The sequence below is a fragment of the Streptomyces sp. 351MFTsu5.1 genome (genome assembly GCF_000383655.1).
Lineage (GTDB): Bacteria > Actinomycetota > Actinomycetes > Streptomycetales > Streptomycetaceae > Streptomyces > Streptomyces griseorubiginosus.
This window is the reverse complement of record NZ_KB911777.1, coordinates 565515-589358: the sequence shown is the minus strand read 5'-3', so window position 1 is coordinate 589358 and position 23844 is coordinate 565515. Positions and strand designations below refer to the sequence as shown.

Annotated in this window: 35 protein-coding genes; 25 read left to right on the top strand and 10 right to left on the bottom strand. The window is 70.7% G+C overall.

The annotated features are described in order from the left end of the window. From H295_RS0109595 to H295_RS0109580, 4 genes are all read right to left on the bottom strand, one after another. Positions 1-390, bottom strand: a 390-nt coding sequence (locus H295_RS0109595) for an MBL fold metallo-hydrolase (RefSeq protein WP_020135141.1), incomplete at its 3' end; no start/stop codon positions are given. Between the two features lie 9 nt (positions 391-399). Continuing rightward, positions 400-1038, bottom strand: coding sequence for a DsbA family protein (locus H295_RS0109590; protein ID WP_020135140.1), 639 nt, complete (start codon positions 1036-1038; stop codon positions 400-402). Between the two features lie 173 nt (positions 1039-1211). Then, positions 1212-1715, bottom strand: a complete 504-nt coding sequence (locus H295_RS0109585) for a MarR family winged helix-turn-helix transcriptional regulator (protein ID WP_020135139.1) — start codon at positions 1713-1715, stop codon at positions 1212-1214. 132 nt (positions 1716-1847) lie between these two features. Continuing rightward, on the bottom strand, positions 1848-3980 hold the full coding sequence (locus tag H295_RS0109580) for a nitrate- and nitrite sensing domain-containing protein (protein ID WP_020135138.1): 2133 nt from the start codon (positions 3978-3980) through the stop codon (positions 1848-1850). Positions 3981-4172: 192 nt separating this feature from the next. Here H295_RS0109580 and H295_RS0109575 point away from each other — a divergent pair, with 192 nt between their 5' ends. Next, on the top strand, positions 4173-4916 hold the full coding sequence (locus tag H295_RS0109575; protein ID WP_020135137.1) for an SDR family oxidoreductase: 744 nt from the start codon (positions 4173-4175) through the stop codon (positions 4914-4916). A 451-nt stretch (positions 4917-5367) separates the two neighbouring features. On the opposite strand, the gene H295_RS0109570 is transcribed toward H295_RS0109575, so the two are convergent. The 6 genes from H295_RS0109570 to H295_RS0109545 all read right to left on the bottom strand — a co-directional run bounded on the left by H295_RS0109570 (position 5368) and on the right by H295_RS0109545 (position 11912). Continuing rightward, entirely contained in the window at positions 5368-6285 is a 918-nt protein-coding gene (locus H295_RS0109570; protein WP_020135136.1) for an RNA polymerase sigma-70 factor, read from the bottom strand. A gap of 52 nt (positions 6286-6337) precedes the next feature. Then, complete coding sequence (locus H295_RS0109565) at positions 6338-7459, bottom strand: PP2C family protein-serine/threonine phosphatase (protein ID WP_020135135.1); 1122 nt, start codon at positions 7457-7459, stop codon at positions 6338-6340. A 238-nt stretch (positions 7460-7697) separates the two neighbouring features. Then, entirely contained in the window at positions 7698-9410 is a 1713-nt protein-coding gene (locus H295_RS0109560; protein WP_020135134.1) for a sigma-54-dependent Fis family transcriptional regulator, read from the bottom strand. Positions 9411-9633: 223 nt separating this feature from the next. Further along, positions 9634-10872, bottom strand: a complete 1239-nt coding sequence (locus H295_RS0109555; RefSeq protein ID WP_020135133.1) for a hypothetical protein — start codon at positions 10870-10872, stop codon at positions 9634-9636. A gap of 19 nt (positions 10873-10891) precedes the next feature. Then, positions 10892-11281, bottom strand: coding sequence for a hypothetical protein (locus H295_RS0109550; protein WP_158691036.1), 390 nt, complete (start codon positions 11279-11281; stop codon positions 10892-10894). 106 nt (positions 11282-11387) lie between these two features. Next, positions 11388-11912 (bottom strand): helix-turn-helix transcriptional regulator, encoded by a 525-nt coding sequence (locus H295_RS0109545; RefSeq protein WP_020135131.1) that lies wholly within the window; start codon positions 11910-11912, stop codon positions 11388-11390. 216 nt (positions 11913-12128) lie between these two features. Here H295_RS0109545 and H295_RS45340 point away from each other — a divergent pair, with 216 nt between their 5' ends. The 24 genes from H295_RS45340 (at position 12129) to H295_RS0109420 (ending at position 23727) form a co-directional block, all read left to right on the top strand. Continuing rightward, positions 12129-12335 carry a helix-turn-helix domain-containing protein gene (locus H295_RS45340; protein WP_028809210.1) on the top strand — a complete coding sequence of 69 codons (207 nt, stop codon included), beginning with the start codon at positions 12129-12131 and terminating at the stop codon, positions 12333-12335. Beyond that, positions 12332-12649 carry a hypothetical protein gene (locus H295_RS0109535; protein ID WP_020135129.1) on the top strand — a complete coding sequence of 106 codons (318 nt, stop codon included), beginning with the start codon at positions 12332-12334 and terminating at the stop codon, positions 12647-12649. Before H295_RS45340 ends, H295_RS0109535 begins: the two co-directional genes overlap by 4 nt. Before the next feature lie 103 nt (positions 12650-12752). Continuing rightward, the gene (locus H295_RS0109530; protein WP_078616605.1) at positions 12753-13559 is read left to right on the top strand and encodes a phage antirepressor N-terminal domain-containing protein; all 807 of its coding nucleotides are present in this window, start codon (positions 12753-12755) and stop codon (positions 13557-13559) included. Continuing rightward, positions 13556-14125, top strand: coding sequence for a hypothetical protein (locus H295_RS0109525; protein ID WP_020135127.1), 570 nt, complete (start codon positions 13556-13558; stop codon positions 14123-14125). The genes H295_RS0109530 and H295_RS0109525 overlap by 4 nt, the downstream gene beginning before the upstream one ends. Next, positions 14122-14853: a hypothetical protein gene (locus tag H295_RS0109520; RefSeq protein ID WP_020135126.1), complete on the top strand. Its 732-nt coding sequence runs from the start codon at positions 14122-14124 to the stop codon at positions 14851-14853. Before H295_RS0109525 ends, H295_RS0109520 begins: the two co-directional genes overlap by 4 nt. Then, complete coding sequence (locus tag H295_RS0109515; protein WP_020135125.1) at positions 14850-15155, top strand: hypothetical protein; 306 nt, start codon at positions 14850-14852, stop codon at positions 15153-15155. Before H295_RS0109520 ends, H295_RS0109515 begins: the two co-directional genes overlap by 4 nt. Further along, positions 15152-15400, top strand: coding sequence for a hypothetical protein (locus H295_RS0109510; protein ID WP_020135124.1), 249 nt, complete (start codon positions 15152-15154; stop codon positions 15398-15400). Before H295_RS0109515 ends, H295_RS0109510 begins: the two co-directional genes overlap by 4 nt. After that, positions 15397-15639 carry a hypothetical protein gene (locus tag H295_RS43005; RefSeq protein ID WP_020135123.1) on the top strand — a complete coding sequence of 81 codons (243 nt, stop codon included), beginning with the start codon at positions 15397-15399 and terminating at the stop codon, positions 15637-15639. The genes H295_RS0109510 and H295_RS43005 overlap by 4 nt, the downstream gene beginning before the upstream one ends. After that, a complete protein-coding gene (locus tag H295_RS0109500; protein ID WP_020135122.1) occupies positions 15636-15887 on the top strand; it encodes a hypothetical protein in 252 nt (83 codons plus the stop codon). The genes H295_RS43005 and H295_RS0109500 overlap by 4 nt, the downstream gene beginning before the upstream one ends. Further along, positions 15888-16061: a hypothetical protein gene (locus H295_RS47170; RefSeq protein ID WP_020135121.1), complete on the top strand. Its 174-nt coding sequence runs from the start codon at positions 15888-15890 to the stop codon at positions 16059-16061. It abuts the gene before it with no gap. Next, a complete protein-coding gene (locus tag H295_RS0109490; RefSeq protein WP_158691035.1) occupies positions 16046-16243 on the top strand; it encodes a hypothetical protein in 198 nt (65 codons plus the stop codon). Before H295_RS47170 ends, H295_RS0109490 begins: the two co-directional genes overlap by 16 nt. Then, positions 16243-16515, top strand: a complete 273-nt coding sequence (locus H295_RS0109485) for a DUF6197 family protein (RefSeq protein WP_020135119.1) — start codon at positions 16243-16245, stop codon at positions 16513-16515. Before H295_RS0109490 ends, H295_RS0109485 begins: the two co-directional genes overlap by 1 nt. After that, a complete protein-coding gene (locus H295_RS0109480) occupies positions 16512-16955 on the top strand; it encodes a hypothetical protein (RefSeq protein ID WP_020135118.1) in 444 nt (147 codons plus the stop codon). Before H295_RS0109485 ends, H295_RS0109480 begins: the two co-directional genes overlap by 4 nt. Positions 16956-17018: 63 nt before the next feature. After that, on the top strand, positions 17019-17237 hold the full coding sequence (locus H295_RS0109475; RefSeq protein ID WP_020135117.1) for a hypothetical protein: 219 nt from the start codon (positions 17019-17021) through the stop codon (positions 17235-17237). A gap of 68 nt (positions 17238-17305) precedes the next feature. Continuing rightward, complete coding sequence (locus H295_RS0109470) at positions 17306-17959, top strand: hypothetical protein (protein ID WP_020135116.1); 654 nt, start codon at positions 17306-17308, stop codon at positions 17957-17959. An 18-nt stretch (positions 17960-17977) separates the two neighbouring features. Further along, positions 17978-18139: a hypothetical protein gene (locus H295_RS47165; RefSeq protein ID WP_020135115.1), complete on the top strand. Its 162-nt coding sequence runs from the start codon at positions 17978-17980 to the stop codon at positions 18137-18139. Beyond that, complete coding sequence (dnaN, locus tag H295_RS0109460) at positions 18136-19245, top strand: DNA polymerase III subunit beta (protein WP_020135114.1); 1110 nt, start codon at positions 18136-18138, stop codon at positions 19243-19245. The genes H295_RS47165 and dnaN overlap by 4 nt, the downstream gene beginning before the upstream one ends. A gap of 202 nt (positions 19246-19447) precedes the next feature. After that, entirely contained in the window at positions 19448-20401 is a 954-nt protein-coding gene (locus H295_RS0109455) for a YqaJ viral recombinase family protein (RefSeq protein WP_051135522.1), read from the top strand. Next, positions 20401-20772 (top strand): hypothetical protein, encoded by a 372-nt coding sequence (locus H295_RS43000; RefSeq protein WP_020135112.1) that lies wholly within the window; start codon positions 20401-20403, stop codon positions 20770-20772. Before H295_RS0109455 ends, H295_RS43000 begins: the two co-directional genes overlap by 1 nt. After that, positions 20769-21584, top strand: a complete 816-nt coding sequence (locus tag H295_RS0109445) for a recombinase RecT (protein WP_020135111.1) — start codon at positions 20769-20771, stop codon at positions 21582-21584. The genes H295_RS43000 and H295_RS0109445 overlap by 4 nt, the downstream gene beginning before the upstream one ends. Before the next feature lie 65 nt (positions 21585-21649). Then, positions 21650-22048, top strand: a complete 399-nt coding sequence (locus H295_RS0109440; RefSeq protein ID WP_020135110.1) for a hypothetical protein — start codon at positions 21650-21652, stop codon at positions 22046-22048. Beyond that, on the top strand, positions 22045-22383 hold the full coding sequence (locus H295_RS42995; RefSeq protein WP_020135109.1) for a hypothetical protein: 339 nt from the start codon (positions 22045-22047) through the stop codon (positions 22381-22383). Before H295_RS0109440 ends, H295_RS42995 begins: the two co-directional genes overlap by 4 nt. Positions 22384-22492: 109 nt before the next feature. After that, entirely contained in the window at positions 22493-22777 is a 285-nt protein-coding gene (locus H295_RS0109425; protein WP_020135107.1) for a hypothetical protein, read from the top strand. Then, entirely contained in the window at positions 22774-23727 is a 954-nt protein-coding gene (locus H295_RS0109420) for a hypothetical protein (protein ID WP_020135106.1), read from the top strand. The genes H295_RS0109425 and H295_RS0109420 overlap by 4 nt, the downstream gene beginning before the upstream one ends. Positions 23728-23844: the final 117 nt, after the last annotated feature.

The following is a 23844-nucleotide window of genomic DNA, read 5'->3' as shown; positions in this document are numbered from 1 at the left end:
CTCCAGGGTGAGGTCGCCGGTCAGCGGCTGCAGGGTGACCAGGCGGGTGGGGAGGTTGGGGCCGAGTGCTGCCCAGGCCTTGAGCTTGCCCTCGTAGGAGTGGGCGATGTGCTCGATGACGATGGGGGTGGCGACGAACGTGGCCTCGGGGAAGGCGTCGGCGATGACTTCGGCGCCGAAGTAGAAGTCGGGGTCGGCGTGGGAGACGAAGACGGTGGTCAGCGTCTTGCCGGAGTCGAGGATCTCGGCGACCAGGCGGTGGCCGTCGGCGCGGGTGAAGGCGGCGTCCACCAGCAGTGCTTCGTTCTCACCGGTGACCAGGGTGGCCGTCTTGTTCTTGCTGCCGGCCGGGAAGTCCAGGTCGAGGACCTTGAAATCGAGGGTGCTCATGGCGGTCTCCTAGTTGCGGGATGAGGAGGTGCGGGTGGCTTCGAAGGCCGTGAGACGCCGGTCCACGTCGTCGGCGGTGGCGTGTCCGAGGGCCAGCGGGACGACGTGCCCGCCGTCCACGGCCAGGAGCGTGGGGAAGCCGGTGACGCCGAGTTCGGCCGCGCGGTGGAAGTCGTCCGCCGCCGTACCGGCACCCTCGGGGCTCTCGAACGCGGTCACCACGGCATCGGCGTCGAGACCGGCCTGCTCGGCGAGCCTGCGGTAGGTGGCGGGGTCGGACAGGCTCAGTCCGTCGACGTAGAAGGCCTGCTGGAGCGCGGTGGCCAGTTCCACCGCACGGTCGGGGGCCACCCGGCGCAGGGCCGCGACACCGCGGGCGGCGGCCTCGGAGTCCATCACGAACGAGCCGTCGGCGATCAGTCGCTCGTAGCCCTCGCCGAAGCGGGCGCCGGTCTGTGCGGCGATCTGGGCGTTGGCCCCCTGGACGTAGCCGAACTCGCGGATCGGGACCCGGCGGCCACCGGTGAACAGGCCGCCGGAGACGACCTCGACCGGCAGTTCGGGGTGCCGGGAGACGGTCTCGCGCAGGGTGGCGGAGAAACCGTGGGACCAGCCGCAGTAGGCATCGAAGACGTAGACGAGCTTCATCGAGGACCTCGGGGGACGAGGCGCCCACCTGGTGCGGGCACTCACCCCTGAGAACATTATCTGACTCGTCAGATATTTCAACGCGGAGGGGTTCGATCGAGTGACGCGCGTCTCAGGGCCCCCGCTCCGGACCCGGCCGTACCGCCCCCGCTCGCCCCCCGCCCGGAGCCTCGTCAGGGCAGCTGCGGCAGGGCGTCCCGGGCCGAGTGGCTGAGGATCCGCAGGTCCTCCGCGAAGCGCTCCCGGTGATCCGCGGGCAGCGGGTTCAGGAAGTACCGCTTGATGTTCTCGACGTGCAGCCGGGCCGCGCGTACGACGGTCTCCTCGCCCAGGGGTGTCAGGCGCACCAGGCGCCCGCGCCGGTCGTCCGGGTCCGTGACGCGCAGCACGAGACCCGCCGCCTCCATGCGGTCCACCAGGCGGGTCGCGCCGCCCGTGCTGAGCACCTGCTCCTGGCCGATGGCCCGCATCGACATCCCCGGCTCGCCCGCCCGGCCCAGGATCAGCAGCACCTCGAACATCAGGTGGCTGATCCCGCACTCCTCCTCTATCCGCCGGCCCAGGAGGTACTCCAGCCGGTTCGCGGCGCCCTGCAACCGCCCGAACGCGAGGACCAGCGCGTCGTCGGCCGCCTGCTTCGCGGTCGTGATCTCCCTCTGAGCGTCCTGCTCGCCCACAACACCTCCGTAAGTTCCCAGACGCGGAACCTATCGTGCTCACCGCCCGGGAGGGGCACGACCGGGTTCGAGACCAGGACGTTCCCCACCGTGCGCCTGCGTCGACCACGGCATGGCGTGCCGCGCCGGCCCTCAGCGCTGCCTCGGACGGGTCGGCTCGTCGTCCCATGCCTCGAAGCCCTGGCCGAAGGTTTCCGGGCGCCCGGTGTCGGGGACGGCGGCCAGGGCCAGCGTGTCGGGGTCGGGGGCGGCTCCCGGGGCCCGGTAGGTGATCGTGTCGGGCAGCATCGCCAGCGCGGTCGTGCCCTGGCCCTGGTCGCCCGGGCGCAGCTGGACGCGGACGCCGTGCCGGTCCGCCAGCCGGCCGACCACGTACAGGCCCATGCGCTGGGAGATCGAGGCGTCCACGGTGGGCGGTTCGGCCAGGTGGTGGTTGATGTCGGCCAGGTTCTCGGGTGGCAGTCCGATGCCCCGGTCGTGGATCTCGACCATGATCCGCCCGTCGGGCAGCCGCGCCGCGGTGACCCGGACCTGGGAGTGCGGCGAGGAGAACGTCGTCGCGTTCTCCAGGAGTTCGGCGAGCAGGTGCACCAGGTCGGTGACGGCCCGGCCGTGGATCTCGGTCTCCGGGACCCCCGACAGCTCGATGCGCTCGTACTGCTCGACCTCCGAGGCCGCCGCCCGGATGACGTCGACCAGGGGCAGCGGCTGGTTCCACTGCTGGGCGGGGGTCTCGCCGCCCAGCACGAGCAGGTTCTCGCCGTTGCGGCGGACCCGGGTGGCGAGATGGTCCAGCTTGAACAGGTTGGCCAGCTGGTCGGGGTCGGCCTCCTTGCCCTCCAGGTTGGTGATCAGGGCGAGTTGGCGTTCGATCAGGGACTGGTTGCGACGGGCCAGGTTGCTGAAGATCGTGTTGATGTTGGCGCGCAGCAGGGCCTGTTCGGCGGCGAGCCGCACGGCCTCGCGGTGCACGTGGTCGAAGGCGCGGGCGACCTCGCCGATCTCGTCCGTGGTGGTGATCGGGATCGGTGCCACCTCGGACTCGACCCGGCCGGGTATGGCCCGGGTGAGCTGGGTCAGCAGTGCGGGGAGCCGCTGCTCGGCGATCTCGTGGGCCGAGGCGCTCAGCCGGCGCATGCTGGTGCTCATCGTCCGGGCCACCCACGCGGCGAGCAGGAAGGCGACCAGCACCGCGGCCAGCACCAGCACGGCGTTGACGACGGCGTCGTTGCGGGCGTCGTCGGCGATGCTGCGGCTGTTCGCGAGGGCCGTGTCGGTGAGCTGGACCTCGACGCTGCGATAGGCGTCGAAGCTGAGGGTGGACGCGGCGAAGAAGGTCTCGGGCGTGATGCCCTGCGCGGCGAGCTGCGCCGGGGACCTGCCCGAAGCGATCTCGCTGTTCATCTTCGCCAGGCCGGGCGGGACCACGAAGGTCCTTCCGGCCGCCTCGGCCTGTCCCTGGGCCGTCGCCACCTGCTCCTTGCCCCGTCGCTCCGCGTCGGTCAGGGCCTTGCGCAGCCGGGTCATGTCGTCACCGGTGCCGGCGCCCGCGTACTCCTGGAGGCCGACCTGTTCGAGGTAGACGTAGGAGCTGAACGAGCCGAGCAGGGACTGGAGTTCACCCGGCGCGAGCTGCGAGCGGTCCTCCGTCAGCAGGTGGGTGCCGATCGCCCGGATCAGGGACTCGGCGGCCTGTGTGAGCGAGACGGAGTAAAGGGTGCGGCCGTAGCTGGCCTGGTTGGTGCTGCCGTAGCCCAGCTCGTTGGATATCTCCATCAGCGGGTGCTGGACGGCGTGGTAGCTCTCCTCGGTCTGCACGCCGGTCATCCGCGCGGTGAAGGCGTTAGCGCGCACCGACGCGAGCTGCTGCTCGCCGGCGCGGACGAGCGCGACGCGGCGCAGCAGGCCGGGGGTCTGCGGCATCCGCCGCACCGCTTCGTCGAACAGCTTCGCGTCCGCGTCGGTGACGGCCCGGGCCCGGGTCACCACGCTCGACGTCCGGTCGCCCCTGAGCAGGGGGATGACCGACACGTCGCGTTCGTTGATGGCGTCGTTGGCGTACTTGTTGGCCGCCTGGACCAGTTCCGCCACCCGGACCGCCTGGTCGGCGTCCTGCCAGGTGTTCACCGAGCGGGTGACCCGGATGCCGCCGAGCACGAGCGCGATGAGCACCGGGATGAGAAGGATGGCCTGGAGTTTTCTGGCCACGCGCCAGTTGCGGGTCCCCAGGCCGCCCAGGCGGGCTGCGGACGGAGTCTTCGACAAGATGGCCTCACGGTTCTGGGTCGCCTGGTTACTTCACCCTTGAACAACGTGGGAGCCCTGTGGAGTTGTTCAGATTGCGGAGTATTTCGTCTCCTGTCACAGATTCCGCCGCTGCCCTGTCCTGTCACCGAGGGGTTCCGTCACCGAGGGATCCCGTCGCCGGGGAGACCCGGACACGAGAGGGAGACAGAGATGAAGATCGTCGTCATCGGAGGCACCGGGCGCATCGGATCGCAGGTGGTGCGCCTGCTTGAGGACAACGGCCACGAGGCGGTGGCCGCCGCGCCGAGCACGGGCGTGGACACGCTCACCGGGGAAGGGCTCACGGACGTCCTCAAGGGCGCGGACGTGGTGGTGGACGTGGCGAACTCCCCGTCCTTCGAGAAGGAGGCCGCCCACGACTTCTTCACGCGCGCGATGCGGAACCTCACGGCCGCGGAACAGGAGGCCGGGGTCCGCCACCATGTGGCGCTCTCCATCATCGGCGTCGACCAGGTGCCCGGCCTCGGCTACTACCTGGCCAAGGTCGCGCAGGAGGACGCCGTACGGGCGAGCGGTGTGCCCTTCACGATCGTGCGGGTGGCCCAGTTCTTCGAGTTCGTCGCGCCCGTGATGGACCTGACCACCCAGGGGCGGGACGTGCACCTGCCCTCGACCCAGCTGCGCCCGATCGCCGCCGCGGACGTCGCCGCGGTGGTCGCCGAGGCGGCGCAGGGCGAACCGGTGAACGGGCTGCGGCAGTTGGCCGGCCCCGAGATCCACCGCCTCGACCGGCTCGCCGAACTGACCCTCGCGGCCCAGCCGGACGGCCGCCGTGTCGTCACCGACCAGAGCGCGGGCATGTTCGCGGGCATCCCGGACGGCATCCTGACGGGCACCCCCACGGTCCCGACGGCCCCGACCCGCTACGAGACCTGGCTTCTCGGCGGGGACTGACTGGGGGCAGGCGGGGGAGGAGGGCGGAGGCGGAGGAGGAGGGGGAGGGGGGAGGTGGCTGGGCCGGGTGGTGAGGTCCGCCCAGGGCAGTACGGCCGGGTCGGGGCAGCGGGGGCTCAGGCCGGTGCGGGTCCAGGACGGGCGGCCCAGGCCGCGCGGGTTCTGGCCAGCCGGGTGAGGGGGGGCGAGGGCGGTCGTGGTCAGCTGGTCTGAGGGCGGCCGAGGGCGGTCCAGGTCAGCCGGTCTGAGGGCAGCCGGTTCAGGCGGGCCGGGTTCGGGTTAGACCAGTCTTGCCCGGCTCGGCCTGTGCCAGCCCTGACCAGCGCTGATCAGCTCAGCTCGGCCTTGCCAGGCGGGCTCCGCCGACCCATCCAGGTCAGCCCAGCTCGCCGCCCCCAAGGACCACCAGTCCCCCCGGCCGAACCACCCTCCACCCTCCGCCCCCGGACGCTCAGCCCCTCCCGGCCCGCACCCGTCCCGAAGACCTCTCGTACGCCCGCAGCTTCTCCGGTGCCAGGACCCAGTACAGGCCGTCGATGCCGTCCGGGCCCACCGTCGCGCTCACCAGGCCGACGGTCTCGCCGTTCCTGCGGAGCAGCAGGCCGGGCAGGCCGTTGGCCTCGGTGAAGGCGAACTCGGCGCCGGGGAGGAACTTCCTGACGAACGCGCTGATCTTCGCGACCCGCCCCGCGCCCACCACCTCCAGTCGCGCCACACCCCGCAGCCCGTTGCCGTCCGCGTAGGCGACGACATCGGCGGACAGCACGCTCTCCAGCCCGGCCACGTCACCGTCCCGCGCCGCCGCGACGAAGGCGTCGAGGAGCCGTCGGTGCTCCGCCGCCCCGACCCGTTCACGACGCTCCGCGGACAGCCGTTTGCGGGCCCGGCTGACGATCTGCCGCACATTGGCCTGGCTGAGCCGGACGATCCCCGCGATCTCGTCGTACGGATAGTCGAACGCCTCCCGCAGCACATAGGCCGCCCGCTCCACCGGATTCAGCTTCTCCAGGACCAGCAGCACGGCCAGTTCCAGCGCCTCGCCGCGCTCCGCGCCGACCAGCGGGTCCACGCTCGTGTCCACGGGCTCCGGCAGCCACGGACCGACGTACGCCTCGCGCCGCACCCGGGCCGACTGGGCCACGTTGATCGCCAGCCGGGTCGTGGTCTTCGCGAGGAACGCCCCGGGATTCAGCACCCCGGCCCGGTCGGCGCCCTGCCACCGCAGCCACGCGTCCTGCACCACGTCCTCGGCCTCGGACACACTGCCCAGCATCCGGTAGGCGATCCCGAACAGCCGGGGCCGCAGCCGCTGGAACGCGTCCGCCTCCGCGTCGAGAGAACCGTCGGCCGGCAGCGGAGGCTTGTCCATGGACCCGATGCTACGGGCCTCACAGCCCGCGCCACCTCACAGCCCCACCCCCTCAATGCCGCCGCGACCGCCGCACCGTCAGCACCGCCACATCGTCCTGCTGGCCGCCCCGCCCGGCGAACGTGCGGGCGTCCTCGTGCAGGGCCTGCGGCAGCTCGGTGGGGGAGAAGTCGACGTACTTCGTCAGCGCCTCGTCGACCGGGTAGAACGTGCCGTCCGCGGACCGCGTCTCGGTCAGGCCGTCCGTGCTCAGCAGCAGCGTCGCGCCCACGGGGAAGTCGAACCAGCCGACGGTCGTGGGTTCGGCGGCGAGTTCCGCCAGGCCCAGCGGGACACCCGCCTCGAGCTCCAGGGCGCTGACCTTGCCGTCGTACAGGACGTACGGCAGGACGTGCCCGCAGTTGACGGCCTGCACCTCCATCTCCGCGTCGACCCCGATGACGAGCGCGGTGACGAAGCGTTCGTCGTCACCGGTGTCCGTGGCGTAGGAGTTGTGCCGTACGACCGCCGCGTCCAGGGCGTCCACGAGCGCGGTGAGGGTGGGCTCGCGGTGGGCGGCCTCGCGGAAGGCGCCGATGACGGCGAACGCCGCGCCCACCGCGGTCAGCCCCTTGCCCTGCACGTCCCCGATCAGCACCCGGGTCCCGAACGGTGACGCGACGACGTCGTAGATGTCGCCGCCGACGAGCCGGTCCTCCTGGAGCGGCTCGTACACACCGTTGACCAGGACGTCGTCGGTGAGCAGGGGCAGCGGGTGCAGGATGTGCCGCTGCATCGCCGCGGCGGTGGACCGCAGCCGCAGCATCGCCTCCTCGCGCCTGATCCGCCGGTGACAGCCGTAGACCGAGGTCGCGGCCAGGCCCACGGTGAACAGGATCAGCAGGAGCCGGTCGAACCAGTGGCCCGCCTCCCGGTCCCGCAGCAGCACACTGACGGTGACGACGATCGTGGTCCACACGGCGACGAACGTCGTCTGCCGGACCGTGCCCAGCGCCGAGGCCGCGCCCGGCAGGAACACCAGGAGCCCGAGGAGCCACACCTCGGACCCCGACAGCACGCCGAGGGCCTCCACGAGGACGGTCACCGACACCACACCGACGACCACCTCGGCGTCGCCGGGGGGCTCGATGGCGTCGAAGGCGTCGCCGGGTGTCTTACGACGGCTACCGGACATGCGTGCTCCCGGGCAGGTGGTGATCTCCCCCTACGGTATGCAGCCTCGCTGTGACCCGGTGCGCCGCCCCGCCGATCGACGCGGCAAGTCCTCGGCACCTCCGTCCCTGCGGCACCTCCCGCCCCCGCGGCACCTCCGCCCTCGCGGCACCTCCGCCCTCGCGGCACCTCCGCCCTCGCGGCACCCCCCGCCCCCGCGGCACCCCTGCCCCTGCGGTACCTCCCGCCCCTGACGGGCCTCAGCCCTCGTACTCCCGCAGCTTGCGGTACAGCGTCGCCCGGCCGATGCCCAGGGCCGCCGCCGCGCGGGACTTGTTGCCGCCGTGGCGGTGCAGGGTCTCGAGGATCGTGGCGCGCTCGGCGTGCTCCATCGGGCTGAGCGGGCGGACGGCGGGTCCTTCGCGCACGGGGTCGGGCAGCTCGGCCCGGCGGACCGGTCCGGAGGATCGCCGGTGTTCCGCCAACGCCTGCACGACATGGGCGAGTTCGGTGACGTTCCCGGGCCACGGATGCTGTTCGAGCGCGCGCACGGCGTCCAGGGTCCAGGTGAGCGGCGGGCTGCCCGGCGCGGGTCGGGGCGCCAGGGCCGTCAGCAACTCCCTGATGTCCTCGGCGCGTTCACGCAGCGGTGGCAGAGTGACCGAGCGGGCGGCCAGCTTGTCGAGGAGGCGCTGGAGGCACGGTCCGGGCGGGGTGCCGGGCGTGTGGGTGACCAGCAGCCGGGCGTCCGGGTGCGCGTCGAGCAGGGAGTTCAGCGCGGCCACGGCGGGTTGTGTCAGCCGCTCCGCGTGCCGCAGCAGCAGCGGACCCCGTGCGGCCCAGCGCCCCAAGTCCCCTTCGAGCGAGCCGGCTTCGGCGGCGTCGACGACCTGGACGGGCGACTGCCCCAGCAACTCGCGGGCCAGCGTGGTCTTGCCCGTGCCGCGCTCGCCGGTCAGCAGCATCGGCTCCAGCGAGCCGGCCAGGTCGGCGGCGCGCTCGACGGCGTACCGCCAGGGAAGGGAGGAGCCGGCCAGGGCGGGGAGGGTGCGTGGCCGGGGCCGCGGTGCGGTCTCGATCCGTGATTCCAGGACGGCCACGATCCCGAGGACCGCGCCGTCCTGCCGTACCACCTCGATCCGGGCCGTGCACCCGGCATCCTCGGGCAGTGCGGCGGCCGGTGGCGGGTCCGAGTGCCGTGCCGTCATCGCCGTACGTTCGAGGGCTCGCAGCACCTCCTCGGTCGCCAGCCGTTCCGCCGCCGCGCTGAGCAGCCGGTTGCGGCCGTCCAGCGCGGCCACCGCACGGTCCTCACCGCGTGTGGCCCGCAAGTAGGCGTCGAGGAGCAGCTGTTCGGGGCGTCCCGCCCGGGCGAGCAGTTCGGCCTCCACCGCGGTGGCGGCGGCCTCGGCGAGAGCCGCCTGCGGATGCGGCGGGCGGCCGCCGCACAGCCGGCAGGCGACGGTGAGGGTGCCGAGCGCGTGGCCGCTCTTCGGTGCCAGCACGGGAACGCTGACCGCGGACACGTCCTGCCAGACGTCCAGGAAGTGCTCGGGTCCGTGCACCTCGGCCCGGCGCCGGTCGCGCAGCGCGAGTGCCGCGCTGTTGTGGCCGACCTCCTGCTCGGACAGGCCCGGGCACGGGGGCAGCCCGGGAGCCGCGCCGGACGTCCACAGCACCCGCAGCCGTGCGTCGGTCAGCAGGAGGACCGAGGGGCCGGGGCCCAGGGCGGGGGCGATCCGTTCGAGCACGGGCCGGGCGGCGCCGAGCAGGGGCGAGTCGCCGGGCCGGGGCGGGGGAGCGGAGGGTTCTCCCAGGTCGCGGGGCACACCGAAGAACCGAGCCCGGCGCCAGGCCGCGAGCACCTCCTCCGGTACCCACTCGGGCACCGGCCGCCCGGACAGGAAGCGTTCCCGCGCCACTCCCAGCGGCGGGAGGGCGTGGACTGCGGGCGACGGCTCTGTGGTGGTCACGAGGTATCCACCGTAACGGGTGCAGTTGAACGCGCAACGACCGCCCTGCGTGAGAACTCGCAACGACCGCCCCGCACGGGAACCCGCATGGACCGCCCCGCACGGCACGGACCCCTACACAACGAGCGGGTGTCTCGTATTGAGACACCCGCACGGCCTGACTTGCCTTGCGGGACAAGGTCTGAGGCGTCCGCTGGAGATCATTTAGGAGATATTCTGGAGATCAACTCTCCCAGATCTCCCGCCACCCCAGACTCCTCAACGCCCTCTCGAACAGCTCCTGCAGGCCGTCCAGCCGCTCCTGCCGCATCAACGGCGTCGCATGCTGATACGTGCCTTTGATGCCAGGGTACTTATGCCCCGCCTGCTCGAAGGCCAATACGGGCTTCACCCCGATCTGGGCCTGATAGGTGTCGTGCGAGTGCCGCAGATCCCGCAGCGACAAGCCCGGCTTGATGGGGGACCACGCCCTGGCGCCTTCGCCCGGGCGCCCGTCCGCGACCTTGCGAATCAGTTCCTGCAACGTCCCGCGCGGCCACCAGCTGCCGTCCGCGCGGGCGAAGACGAAGTCGTGCGGCCAGTCCTTCAGCCGCGCATCCAGCAGGCCGGCCAGAAACGGAGGCACGTCAATGGCCCGTGCGCTCTGCTCGTTCTTGAGCGGCTCCAGCCCCCGGAACTTGATGCGGCGGCCGTCCTCGCCGTACTTGTAGTACTCGACGAGCGCCCCCGTGTCCCCGTCGATCCGCACGGTGGGGCAGGTGAACACGCCGTCATCGTGCCGCTGCCTGCGCTCAAGCAGGGTGTTGTGGCGCCGCAGCCCCAGCGCTTCCTCCACCCGCAGGCCGAGGAAGGCGACGGCTACGACCAGCAGCCCATCGACCGGCCCCATCCGCCGCGCCATCTGGAGGACTTCCTCGGGCCGGGCCCACATCTCCTCGTGCTCGGTCTTCCTCTTCTTGGCCGTCTCCGCGGGCAGGCCGCTGAGGCGGCGCCCCTGAAGGGGGTTGACGGCCAGGTAGCGCGCGTCGACCGCGCCCTTGAGGATCTGCGACATGAGCCGCACGCAGATCTTCGTAGTGACGTGAGCGCACGTCAGAGTGCGGGCCCACGCCTCCACTTCGAACCAGGTGATGGAGATCAGCGGAACATGCCGCCAGTGCGGCAGGATGGTCTGCGTCAGCCGCTCTCGCCGATTCATGACGGTCTGGCCGCGCGGCCTCTGTGCCGCCATCCACTCCTCGGTGAACTCGCCGAATGTCTTGCGTGAAAGCACGGGGTCGACCCAGCGGCCGGCTCGGATGGCGGCTTCCTGCTCTTCGCCCCACTTCTCCGCGGTTCCCTTGGTGGGGAATCCGGGCTCGCTGCCCCATGTGCCGTCGGGCCTCTTGTACCTGGCGCGCCAGGTGTATTTGGTGGTCTTCTTTCCGTCTTTGACCTTGTAGACCTTCTCGGCGTAGGCCACGGTGCCCCCTCGCGCTCGGCTACTTGACGTCGTCGTGGTAGCCCTTGGGTACACGCTGCCAGTGGGGCGACCGTTCGGTGTCGAGTCTGCCGAGATAGTCGCCGGCGCGCTGGCTGAGGATGGACGAGTCCACGGTGTAGATGATGGCGTCCGGCCCGTCGTCGACTCCTATGGCGAAGGGCTCGGGAAGGTCCGGCACGCAGTCCCAGTGCACGGGGATGACGGGTCCGACCTCGTCGGCCGGCCGGGGGGCCCAGCGCTGGGCTTGTTCAGTGAGGAGGTCGGCAAGCATCTTCGTGCCGTCCTCGCTGATGTCCGACTCGTGAATTTTGAACAGGCAGCCGGTGCCGTCTTCCAGATCGATGATTTCGGGGTCTCGGTACTCCCCCTGGACGCGCTCAACTTGCATGACCCACATGCTCTTCCCCGATCCGAGCAGTGCCCCCCCTCGGTGACGGTCCGTGCATCGAAGCACAGTTTTGAGTCACCGTCGACCGTCTGAGGCCGGAATTGCCTCAGGTTTCCTGGGGGGTGTCTGTTTCGCCGGGGATTGCCTGAAGGTGACGTCGAGTCTTGCGCCATTTCTCCCAGGCTGCGTCGATCTCTTCCTCCGTCATGTCCTCTCCGCCCTGGAGGACGACGATGAGCCTGGTGTCGTCATCGGCCTCGCTGCCGAGGTTGACGACGGCGTGGTCGAGGGTGCGCCCGGAGCGCAGTTCGCGCTGCACGGCCATCGGGAGATCGGAAGCCGACTCGGACTCCGCACCCGAATCGGGGCGCGTGGCCTGTTCTGGCTCCTCCCCGCGGAGGATGCGTGCGGGGGAGTCCTCAGTCCAGCCGACAAGACGCGCGTAGGCGCGCATCGTTGCGGTGATCTTGTTGAACGGGTTGCCGTTCGGCTGCCTGCCGCGCTCGACGGCCTGGATCGGCGTCCGGGTCACGGACAGGCGCTGTGCGACCTCGACCTGCGTGAGGCCGGCTGCTTTGCGCGCGTCGGCGAAGGCGTTGCCCAGCCGTTCCCAGTCTCGCTCTGACTCCATGTCTCCACATCATGCACTACCGCCATGCAACCACCTAGCCGTGTTCCGGCCTTTTGACCTGCGGATGAGCGCACAAACAGAGCGTTTGGGTTGCATGGGGCGTGCAGTACGTACCGGCACGTCGGTGACATCTGAAGCATCGACAGCTCTAAAAAAGTGCCACCAAAGCTCTCCTGAGGCTTGCCGAAGGCTCTCCATGTGGCTAGGTTTTGAGGCGTGAGACCGCACTCCAGCGCTATCCGCTACAGAAGGAGGGCTCTCAATATGAGCCTGCGCACGCTCTCCGCCAAGACGGGGATCCACAGGTCGCATCTGTCCCGCGTCGAACGCGGACTCGCCGGCCTGAGCGACACCAACATCGAAATCGTGGCGGACGCGCTGGGTGTCACCCCCAACGACATCACCCACAAGGAGACCCCGTGACCACCCCCCAGGCCACGACTGACGCACCCATCCGCGACAGCGCCCCCCACGCCCCCGTCCGCAGGAAGCCCCCCACCTGGGACCAGATCCGCGAGGGCATCCCCGCGCCGGGCACGCCGGAAGGCGCCTACTTCCACTACACGCCGGCCGAGGCCGCCCAGTGGCTTCCGTTCGAGAAGCACAAGCTCAAGAAGATGGCGTTCGCCCGCCAGGTCGAGCATGTGAACAACGGCAACCGCATCTGGTTCTCCGGCATGAACATCCGGGCCATCTCCGAGCAGTTCACGGTCCAGCCGTTCAACAAGGCTGCCTGAGACGGCAAACGCCCCGACCGCCGGGTGCACACCGGCAGCAGGGGCGCCGCGGCCCTAGAGCCGCCGATCCACCCACACATCCCGTAGAGAACAGGAGTGGACCTTGTCCACATCGTCGCACGAGGTCGTGAAACTCGATCTCACTGCCGGCTCCGTTCAGACCGTTCTGGTCGACGGCGAGCCGCACGTGGTGTTCCGCCCCGCGGTCGAGGCGATCGGCCTCGACTACTCCACCCAGCTCCGCAAGCTTCGCGACCGCTCGTGGGCCAGTCGTAGGGATATCCCCACAACTGGCGCCGATGGCAAGACCTATCGCATGGCCGTGGTGGACGTCCGCACCTTCCTCATGTGGCTCGCCACGGTGAACGAGAACAAGGTCGCCGAGGACGTCCGCGAGACGCTCGTCGCCTACCAGAAGGAGACGACCTCCGCGGTCAACGCCTACTGGACCGAGGGCGGCGCGATCAACCCCCGCGCCACCGAGAACCAGCTTGACTCCCTGATTTCCCGCGCCAAGCAGCAGGCCGAGGTGCTGTCGATCCTCTCCGGGATCGTCTCGCCGGAGTGGCTGGAGACGAAGGGCCGCCTCGTCGCTGCCCGTGCCTTGGGCGAGGAGCCGGAGGTCGACCCGCTCGATGTCCCCCTGTACGTGCCGGACTTCCTGAAGGCGCTGGGGTTGAAGCGCAAGGACATCGAGTCGGTGCAGTCGTGGTTCGGCCGGTACGCGATCGAGATCTGCACGGAGCTGGGTGTTGAGGCTCCGCAGGAGCGTCAGTCGGAGCTGCCGAACGGTTCGGTGCGCAGGACGAAGGCGTGGACGGAGCGCCACCGGCCCGTGTTCGAGCTGACCTGGGCCCGCAAGTACGCCGCCAAGTACCCCACCACGCTCACCCTGGACGGTGCGGCATGACTGACTACCCGGACATGGACCCGTTCTGGGTCGAGGCCCGCGCCAAGCACCTGGCCGCGAAGAGCAGCCACGCCGACCCGTCCGCGTGCGGCACGTGCCGCGGCAATGTCGCCGCCGGTGAGCCGGTCGAGCACGATGGCTGCGCGCGGCGGGCCACCCTGCTGCAAGCCCCGGACCACCCGCACTACGAGCTCCTCGCGGGCTTCTCGCTGGAGGACAACGAGAAGCTTCCGGCCCGCTTCCACGTCCCCGTCTTCGACGGCTGCGGTGTGCCGAACTCGTGGCTGTGCGCGGTCTGCTGGGAGGAAGGCGAGGTCACCGGCTGGCCGTGCGCCACCGCCCAGAAGTACGGCACGCAGGTCTTCTCCCCGGAGCACGCAGCCGAGACGGCCCACGCCAAGCAGCAGGCCGAGCTCGCCGCGTTGCAGGCCGCGATGGCTGTGGCTGTCCAGCGCCTGCAGTTCATGCAGTCCACGGAGCCGGACCACGTGAAGGCTGCCTCGCTGTTCGAGGTCGAGATGGGCCTGCGGATCGCGGCCGGAACCCAGGACGAGGTGACGGCATGAGCGACTACGCAGAGATCGCCCGCCACTTCGCCTCCGACTTCGCCGAGGCCAAGCTCAAGGAGCAGCGCGAGGACGGCCTGTTCCGTCACATCGAGTTCGCCGCCCCGAAGACCATGAACCGTCTGATCGTCGTGACGTGGCCGTACAACCTGCTCGTCGCCGGCTCGCACGGCTCGTACCACTTCGAGCGGTACGGCAACGACACCAAGGACATGTTCGACTGGCTGCGAGGCCTGCGGGCCGATGCGGGCTCCTGGTCGTCGAAGCTGGTCAACGGTACCGACTCGGTCCGCGAGTACGACCGCAGCCGGATGGAGGCCCAGATCAACGAGCGGGTCGCGGAGGCGATCCGGGACGACTGGGCGCCGGAGGGCCTGGAGGCGGCGGTCCGCGAGGAGATCCTCGACAGCCACCTGCTGGACACCAAGGACACGGCATTCGAGCTCGTCAACGGGTTCGAGCACGAGGTGAAGTACCGGGCTGAGTGCTCGTGCGGCACCACCAGCGACGAGGGCTCCTACGACTCGGTGGCGCTCTGGAAGTACTACGACCACAAGGCGGACGGCAAGAAGCACACTGTCCGGCTCCAGCGTGTGAGCGGCTTCGACTTCGACGACTTCACCGAGTGGGACGTCGACAAGCTGAACTACCACTTCGTCTACCAGTGCCACGCCGCCGTGTGGGCGATCGGCCAGTACGACGCCGCCCGTAAGGCGGTGGCCGCATGACCCGCCGCAATCACATCAACCACTTCACCGTGGCCGCCGCATGCCGCGCGAACCCGGGCGTGTGGCAGCCGGTCGGCGAGTACAACTCGTCGCAGAGCGCCGAGGGCGCGGTCGACTACATCAGCAGCGCCTACGTGAAGACGTCGACGCAGCGGTCGGCGTACACCCCGGCCGGCTCGTTCGAGGCCCGCTACGAACTGACCGAGTTCGGCGCCCGGGTTGAGGCCCGCTTCGTGGGGACCGGCAACGACCTGGCGTGGGCTGACGCCCTGGCCGGCCTACCCAAGGCGGTGGCCCGATGACCCGCCCGGCCACACCCCTGGACATCCCCGTCGAGTTCGCGGGCGCCCTGCCGGTGCCGTTCGGTCACGCCAGCCCGATCACCCCGGCCCCGCGCATCGAGGCCGCGGATGTGCCCAGCACCCGCCTGAAGCAGCAGATGAACGACCTGGTTGCCCGGCAGCGCGAGCAGCTCGCCGAAGCCTCCGCCGCCCGCCTGCGGGCGTTCCTCGCACCCACCACCACGCCCGAGGAGGGCCAGTCGTGACCGGACCCGAGCACTACCGCACCGCCGAGGGTTTGCTGCGGCGCGCTGCGAGCCGCGACTACGCCGACCTCAGCCGCAACCTCGTGGACGCCGCCCAGGTTCACGCCACCCTCGCTCTCGCCGCGGCGACAGCCCTTAACGACCACGGGACCGAGGCGGACGGCGGCGGGATGCCGCTCGACGACTTCAACGAGTGGCGCGAGGCCGTCGGCACCAACCTTCAGAGGAGCACCTCATGAACCGTGCCGAGATCTACGGCGGGATCAACCTCGACCTGAACGACGGGCCGATCCGGACCAAGCACTTCCGGGACCACGACGGCAAGCCGTGCGCCCAGCTGATCATCGGTGAGGCCGGGCAGTCCGTGGCCATCTCCGTCACCCGCACCAGCCCCGACGTGCTGGACGAGCTCGCCGAAGCGGTTGCCGAGCTGAAGGCGTGGACGCTGCGCCAGCAGCAGCCGCAGCCGCTCAAGGCGGTGGTCTGAATGGCCTCCCCGATCCGCCTCGCCGACGTCGTCGAGGACGCGCTCATCAAGGTGTGGGCCGAGGCCCACCGCGAGTTCGGCCCGGACGAGCGGGATTGGACGTCGGGCCAGATCCGCGAGTACGAGCTGCGTCTCGACGCCGCACGCATCGACGCCGGATGGGTGGCCGCGTGATGGCCGTCCTCGACCTGCCGGCGATGCCCGACGACGCGAAGCCGGTGATCCTGCCGGGCCTGCTGTCCGCCCTCGGCGTCACCCGCCGGATCGTGCCCGCATGGATCACGGACCCGGACGTCATCGCCTCCATCGAAGCCGGGCTCCTGGAGCTGCCCGACGAGTTCACAGGCGGTGCCTGATGTCCGGCCAGGACTTGGGGACGCACGGGCTCGGCCCGGTCTGGCTGCCCCGGCACGTGCAGCGGGCCGCCGCCCTCAACATCGCCGCCCACGGCGCCCCCGTCTACACCGGGCGGTCGCTGCTCGTGTGGCGGGCCGAGGAAGCCCTCCTGGCCCGCATCGAGCAGGCCGCGATCGTCACCTGGAACGACGCCCGCGGCCACGGCAAGCGGGAGGCGGCCAAGCTGCTCCGAGACACCGCGGCCAGCGTGCGGGGGGTGGCGGCGAAGTGAGCCTCCTCCAGGACGTGAAGGCGAAGGCCAAGCATCGCGGCCTCACCCCGTGGCAGCTCGTGCAGAAGATCCGCCGCCTCGAAGCCGACCTCGACGAAACCACCTGCAAGGTCATCGAGCTGACCACCGAAGTCGACGAGCTGAAGGCCGAACGCAACCAACTGGAAGCCGACTTCGACCAGGCCGCCATCGACCTGTCCGGCAGCCGCGAAGACCTCCAGGCCGCCGAGGACGAGATCGCCTACCTGCGGGAGCGGCTCGCCCCGTACCTCGCCGCCGAAGCCAACGCCAACCGGATCGACGTGCCGGCGATGGAACGGGACACCAGCCACCCGGCCGACCAGGCGACCGCCCCGATCGACGTCCGGCCGCTGTGGGCCGCACTCGGCGTCGGGCCGACAAAGGCCGTCACTGACCCCGGCCGGGTCACCACCCCCTGAACGCGCCTGCCGGCCGGTGCCGTTCCTGGCCGGCAGGCGGACAACCCGACAAGGAGCCTTCACATGCCTGTCCGACAGATCACCTGCCATGTCGCCGAATGCGACGTGTGCGAGCAGCGACTCATCGTCGACGACGGGGAGCTTCGCCTCGACACCCCGGAACTGGCGGCCGACTGGGCCGTCAGTTCGGAGTGGACCGACCTCGGGGGTGGGCGTCTCGCCTGCACGGCCTCCGATGCGGCGCACGACAGCGCCCGCGACGCGGTGCTCAGCGCCGTCTGATCAAGAAGAAACCCCGCCGGGGTCCAGCCGGCAGGGGTCCACCACCGAGTTTCCCATGGAGGGATCCTGTGACCGCCACACCATCCGCCGTTGAGCGTATTGCCGCGATCCGCGACGAGTACGCCCGCTTCGGCGAGGACGTCACCAGCCTGTCTGACACGGAGCTGTTGCTGCGCCAGGTCGACCGGGCCTGGGCCGAGTCCCGCCGCCACGAGAACAACCACAGCAGCCTGCTGCAGGACCAGGTCAAGCATGACCGTTCCGTGTACGCGGCGGCCCGTGCCTCCGCGCAGGGTGACATCACCGCCCGCGCCGGCCTGTACCTGCAGGTGATCCTGCGCAACTCCGCCCGGCCTATCAACGAGGTCGTACACCGCGCCTCGGAACTCCCGGTTGACGGCAGGGCGCCGATCCAGCAGGTGCGTGACCTGAAGGCGGCAGCGGACAACGCGAAGTGGCTGCTGTCCGGAATGGTCGGCGACCGCCAGAGCCTCGAAGACGCCGCGAAGAACCCGGGCGTGCAGCTCGTGGAGAAGCTGAACGGTGAGATCCGGCGACTGCGTGAGGTGGTTCTGGCCGAGGGGCGGCGGCTGCACGCCGGCCACGGTCACCGCCAGGTCGGGTCGCGCTGTGAGTGCACCGGCTGCGAGCTGATCCGCGCCATGGACGACGTGCCGGCCGAGCAGGCAGACCCCACCCCTTCCGCGGCCGCGGCCGCCTGACCCCGCCAGGAGATCGTCATGGACGCCAACCAGCTCGCCTTGTTCCCCGACACCGCGGTCACCGGCAGCGGCCAGCCCAAGCCGTGGCCCGCCGTCGAGACGATGCCCGAGCCGAAGACGCCGGCCGTCGACCCCAACCAGTTCGCCTTCGACGACGAGGACGGGGAGGCGGCGGCATGAAACTCCGCATCGACCAGAAGGAGCTGGCGGACGCGGCACGCCGCGCACACCGCCGCCTCCCCAACAACCCGATCGCACCGATCCTCGCCGGGCTCCTCATCGAAGCCACCGAGGACGCGGTCACCCTGTCCGGCTTCGACTACGAGACCAGCACCCGGGCCGTCCTGGACGCGGAAATCCTGGAGCCGGGAACCGCGCTGGTGTCCGGGCGGCTGCTCGCCGACGTGTCCGCCACCTTCCCGGCCGGCCTCGTAGACGTGGTCGCCGACGAGCACGAGGTGACCGTCTCGGCGCCGGGCACCACGTTCGCACTGCCAGCGATGCCCGTGAGCGACTACCCGGCCCTGCCCGACGCCCCCGGGGCCGCGGGCAGCGTCGACGGGGATCTCCTGGCCGCCGCGGTTGGGCATGCCTCCCAGTGCACCCTGCCGATGAAGGAGGCGGTGGGCAGCCTCGTCGGCTTCGCTGGCGTGCACGTCCTCGTCGACGGCGACCAGCTGACCGTGTCGGCTTCGGACCGGTACCGCATCGTGCGCCGCACCCTGCCGTGGCAGCCCGACAACGACCGGGCCGGCGAACTGCTGATCCCCGCCGGAGAGTTCGCGGCCACCGTCAAACAGACCGCCGGCCGCCCCGTGCAGCTCGGCTTCGCCGACTCCTACGGGGCCGTCGCCTCGCTGGCCACCGACACCCTAACGGTGACCAGCCGCACCATCGCCGGCAAGTTCCCCGACATCGCAGGCTTCTTCCCCAAGCCGGAGGCCGCCGCAGGCTCAGCGCTCGTCGACACCGCCGAGCTGCTGGCCGCAGTGAACCGTGCCGCCCTGGTCATCGAGGACAAGAACCCGATCAACATCACCTTCGCCGAAGGCAAGGCCACGGTCCGGGGCGGCGGTGCGGGCCAGCGCGGCAGCAGCGAACTCGCCGCGGACGCCGACGTCGACGACTTCGCCATCGCCTTCAACCCGCACTACCTCGCCTCACTGCTCGCCCCCGTTGAGGGCCCGGTGCGGATCTGGCTGTTCACGCCCCGCAAGCCGGTGCTGATCGAGCCGGTCGACGACGACACCTACCGGGCCGTGTGCATGCCCGTCCGGCTCACCTAGACCGCCGCTGGCGCGCACTTCCCCCCAGCGTGCCGCGGCCGGGTCCCGCCGCCAACGCCCCCCCTGCGGCGGCGGGGCCCACCCCAACTTCACAGCCCGCCGCAGCGACCCCCACGCCGCGGCATCCGAGGCGGCCGGCCCCGCACCCCCCCCCCGGTCGGGGCCGGCCCGCCACCCATCAGCACACCTTCTGGAAGGTCACATGAGCACCGAAAGCACCATCAGTCACCCCTATCCAGCGCCGGAGGGAGTCTTGCTCGGCCACCTCACCCCCGGCTCGGAAGCCTGGGACGAGGCCCGCGCCGGACTGTGCATCACCGCCACCGAGATCGCCGCCGCCGTCAACCTCTCCCCGTGGATGTCCCGCTTCACGCTGTGGCACAAGAAGGCCGGGCTGCGGGTCGCACCGTTCGAGATGACCCCGGCGATCGAGTGGGGGAGCCGTCTGGAGGATGCGGTCGCCGGCAAGTGGCAGGACGAGCACCCCGGCCGGCTCGCCGCCCCCGCGGGCACGTGGCGGCACCGTGAGCGTGCCTGGCAGCGGGCCACCCCGGACCGGCTCATCTACCCGCAGCCCGCAGGCGAGTTCGAGATCCCGGAGCGCGCTGAGGAACTGCTGGAGGTGAAGACCAGCCCGTTCGGCGACGACTGGGGGCCGGACGGCGCCGAGGACGGGGTGCCGGTCTGGTACCGCTGCCAAGTCATCTGGCAGATGGACACGCTGGGCCTGCGCCGTACCCGCTTCGCCCTGCTGATCGGCGGCTGGGACTACCGCGAATACGTCGTCGACTACGACGAGGCCGAGGCGAAGATCCTCCGCGAGGCGGCCGTGAAGTTCCTCGAAGAGGTCCGCGACGGAGTGCGCCCGCCCATCGACACGGCGGACGACACCTACCAGACGATCCGCGTCCAGCCCGACCACTTCGACGACGTCGACGTCGAGATCCCCGCCGAAGACGCCGCCCGCTACGAGAACGCGCAGGCCGCCTCCAAGGCCGCTGCTGCCGAACTGACCGCCGCGAAGAGCGTCGTCCTCGACCACATCGGCACCGGCCGGCGGGCCGTCGTCGGCGAACGCCGCATCGCCTACCGCATCGCCAAGCCCGACGGCACCACCAAATCCCTCAACCCGTATCAGCAGAAAGCAGCCGCCTGATGGGCTCCATCGTTCACGACGTCATCGTCGTCACCACTGTCGACTTCAGGCCCGGTGGCCTGCCCGACATCGACTCCTTCCGAGCCTCCCTGCCGGAGGACTTCCGCCAGCTCGTCGTCGGCCCCATCCCGGCCGCACTCAACGGCTACGTCTCCTACGCCTTCCTGCCCGACGGCAGCAAGGAAGGCCGCGCCGCCTCAAACGAGGGCGACGACTACAGGGCCCGCTTCGCCGCCCTCTTCGACCAGAGCTTCACCGACGGCGACGGCCACGAAGACGTCGTGTCGCTCGGCTACGGCCCCGACCACCGCTCCCGCTTCCACCACCCCGTCGCCTGCTACATCGAGATCGAAAAGGACCACACCGCATGAGCCAGATCAGCAACGCCATCGAGAAGCGCGACCAGGGCCCCGGCGCTGTCATCGAGCAGTACAAGCAGGAGCTCGCCCTCGTCGCCGCCAGCCACGTCAAGGTCGACACCTTCGCCCGCCTCGCCGTCGGCGCGCTGCGCCAGAACCCCAAGCTCGCCGCCGCCGCACAGTCCAACCCGGGCAGCCTCATGTCCGCCCTGATGACCGCGGCCCGCCTCGGCCTGGAGCCCGGCACCGAACAGTTCTACCTGCGCCCCATCAAGCGCAAGGGCGTCGCCGAGGTGCAGGGCATCGTCGGCTACCAGGGCATCGTCGAACTCATCTACAACGCGGGTGCCGCATCCTCCGTCGTCGTCGAAGTCGTCCGCGCCAACGACCAGTTCAACTACGTGCCCGGCCTGCACGAGAGGCCCGTCCACAACGTCGACTGGTTCGGCGACCGCGGCGACCTCGTCGGCGTGTACGCCTACGCGGTCATGGCCGGAGGCGCCACCTCCAAGGTCGTCGTCCTCTCCCGCACCCACATCAACCGGGCCAAGGCCAAGTCCGACGGCGCTGACAGCGACTACTCGCCATGGCGCACCGACGAAGAGGCCATGTGGCTGAAGACCGCGGCCCGCCGCCTCGGCAAGTGGGTGCCCACATCTGCCGAACGGCTCACCATGCCAGCCGAGCGCACCGACACGGTCTTGCCGGTCGGGTCGGCGGCCCCGGCTCTGGACGCGGCCGACCCGGACGAGGACGAGGGCCCTGTCGACGGAGAGCTCGAACCCGCCGGCGGCTGGCCCGAGACCGCGCAGCCCCCGCAGTAGCCCGCACACGCGAACGGCCGCCCGCGGGCGAATCGCGGGCGGCCTCTCACCCCAAGGAGTAGCACATGACCAACTACAAGGCGTTGTACGGCCGCCTCGCAGATCTGTCCATGCCGTTCGACACCGACGGCATCGACTTCGACGAGTACCTGTGGGACGCGCTCTACGAGTACGCCGACGAGGGAAGCCAGATCCCCGAGCCGGGCCACATCGTCGAGGTCGCGAACCTGTGGGCCACCTCGCCCGAGGGGTACGGCTCCACCGACATCAACGTCCTCGGACGGCTCGTCGACGGCTGCTGGTTCACGGTCGTCGCCTGGTCCGACACGACCGAATTCGGATGCCGACAGGGCGTCGACTGGCGCATCAACGACACCCGCGAACTCGCCATCAGTCAGGGCCTCGACAAAGAAGCCCGCGCCCACCTCGGCCTGGCCCTCCCCGGCGAGGAGGCCGCGTCATGACCCACATCCAGCCCGCCTTCGACGGCACCGAGCTCGCCGCCCCAGCCCCGTCCGCGACCCGCCGCACCGTGGACGACTACGAGGCGTGGGAGTCCGAGGTGCGCCCCAAGTTCGTCGAGGTCGCCAAGACCGGCCGCCCCTTCCTCTGCTGGAAGATCGCCCGCGAATACGACCTGCCCGAGCCGCCCAACCAGAAGTTCGACTGGGCCCGGCTCATGTCCGGCCTCCACCGCGACCGCATCGTCCGCGTCGACGGCTTCGGGTTGGCGCGGGATAAGAGCGCCTGCCGCCGGTGGCGCGGCACCGCCGAGGCGATCAGCGGGAGGGCCGCGTGATGGACCGCTTCCTCGACAACGCGCTGTGGCCGTTCGCCGGCGGAGTCCTCCTCGGACTCGCCTGCCTCGCCGCCGCCTGGATCCTCGGCAAGCTCCGCGGGAGGCGGACGTGAACCACGACCTGTACGCCGCGATGCACACCGCGGGGGCGTGGCTGGCCGAACGTTGGACCGGGCTCGCCGCCTGGGGCATCGCGATCGCCGGCCTCACCGTCATCGCCTGGGTGCTCTGGCCGCGCGACGACTACCGCAGCCGCAACGACCAGACCGCGGCCCGCCTCATCACCGCCCTCGAAGCCCGGCCCGAACCCGACCAGCCCGGCAGTGACGAGCAGCTGCTCGCCGCCTGCCAGCAGATCTGCCCCGAACTCGCCAGGAAGGAGAACGAGTCGTGACCACCGACCAGGCAGTCCGCGAGGCCAAGAACCGGTGGGCGCGACGCCGCCGCCGGCTCATCGGATACGGGCAATGGCAGCCCTGGAGCGACGCCCAGCCCGTCCGCGAACACGTCCTCGCCATCAAAGCCTCCGGCATGGGGCTCGCCGGCATCGTCAAACACACCGACGTCAGCATCGGATCCCTTGAGCACCTGCTGTACGGCAACGACGGCTACCCGCCCGCCGTGAAGATCCGCACCGAGAGCGCGCAAGCACTCCTCGCCTACTGGCCGAGCCTCGACGACTACGAAGACGGGGCCATCGTCGACGGAACCGGAACACGCCGCCGCATGCAGGCCCTCGCGGTCGCCGGCTGGCCGTCCAAGTCAGTCCACCGGCGCGTGAACGTCGGCGGCGCACAAACCTTCGAACGGCTGCGCTACCGCACCAAGGTCACAGCCCGACTCGCCCGAGCCGTCCGCGACTTCTACGACGAGGTGTCCGCGAAGACCGCGGAGGACTACGGCGTCGAACCCTGGTGCGCCGCCCGCTGCCGCACCTATGCAGCAAAGCACCAGTGGGCCGGGCCCGAAGCCTGGGACTCCGACACCATCGACGACCCCGACGCACACCCCGACTGGACTGGGGAGTGCGGCACCGACCGCGGCTGGTGGATGCACACGATCAACGCAATCCCGGTCTGCCCCCGCTGCGAAACCGCCCACCAGGCGTGGCTTGCCGAACGACGCCACCTGTCCAGCCCTGAACGGTTCCGGCAGCTCGCCCTCGCCAAGGGCGCCGCCTCCCAGCGCGGGGCCGCCCTCGCCGCCGACGCCCGCGAACTCCTGCGCGTCACCGGCCACGACATCGAGCAGATCGCCGAACGCCTCGGCGTGACGAAGGCCCACCTCTACCAGGAGCTGCTCCGCCACCCGGAGACGGCCGCCGAGTTCGGGGAGGCGGCGTGACCGCCGGCCAGCAGCCGCCCGGCACGCCCTGACCCATCGCCGCAGACGACCACGTCGGCACCCCATGCCGGGCGGCAGCAGACACAGCAACGGCCCCGCACAGGCGAGGCCGGAGGA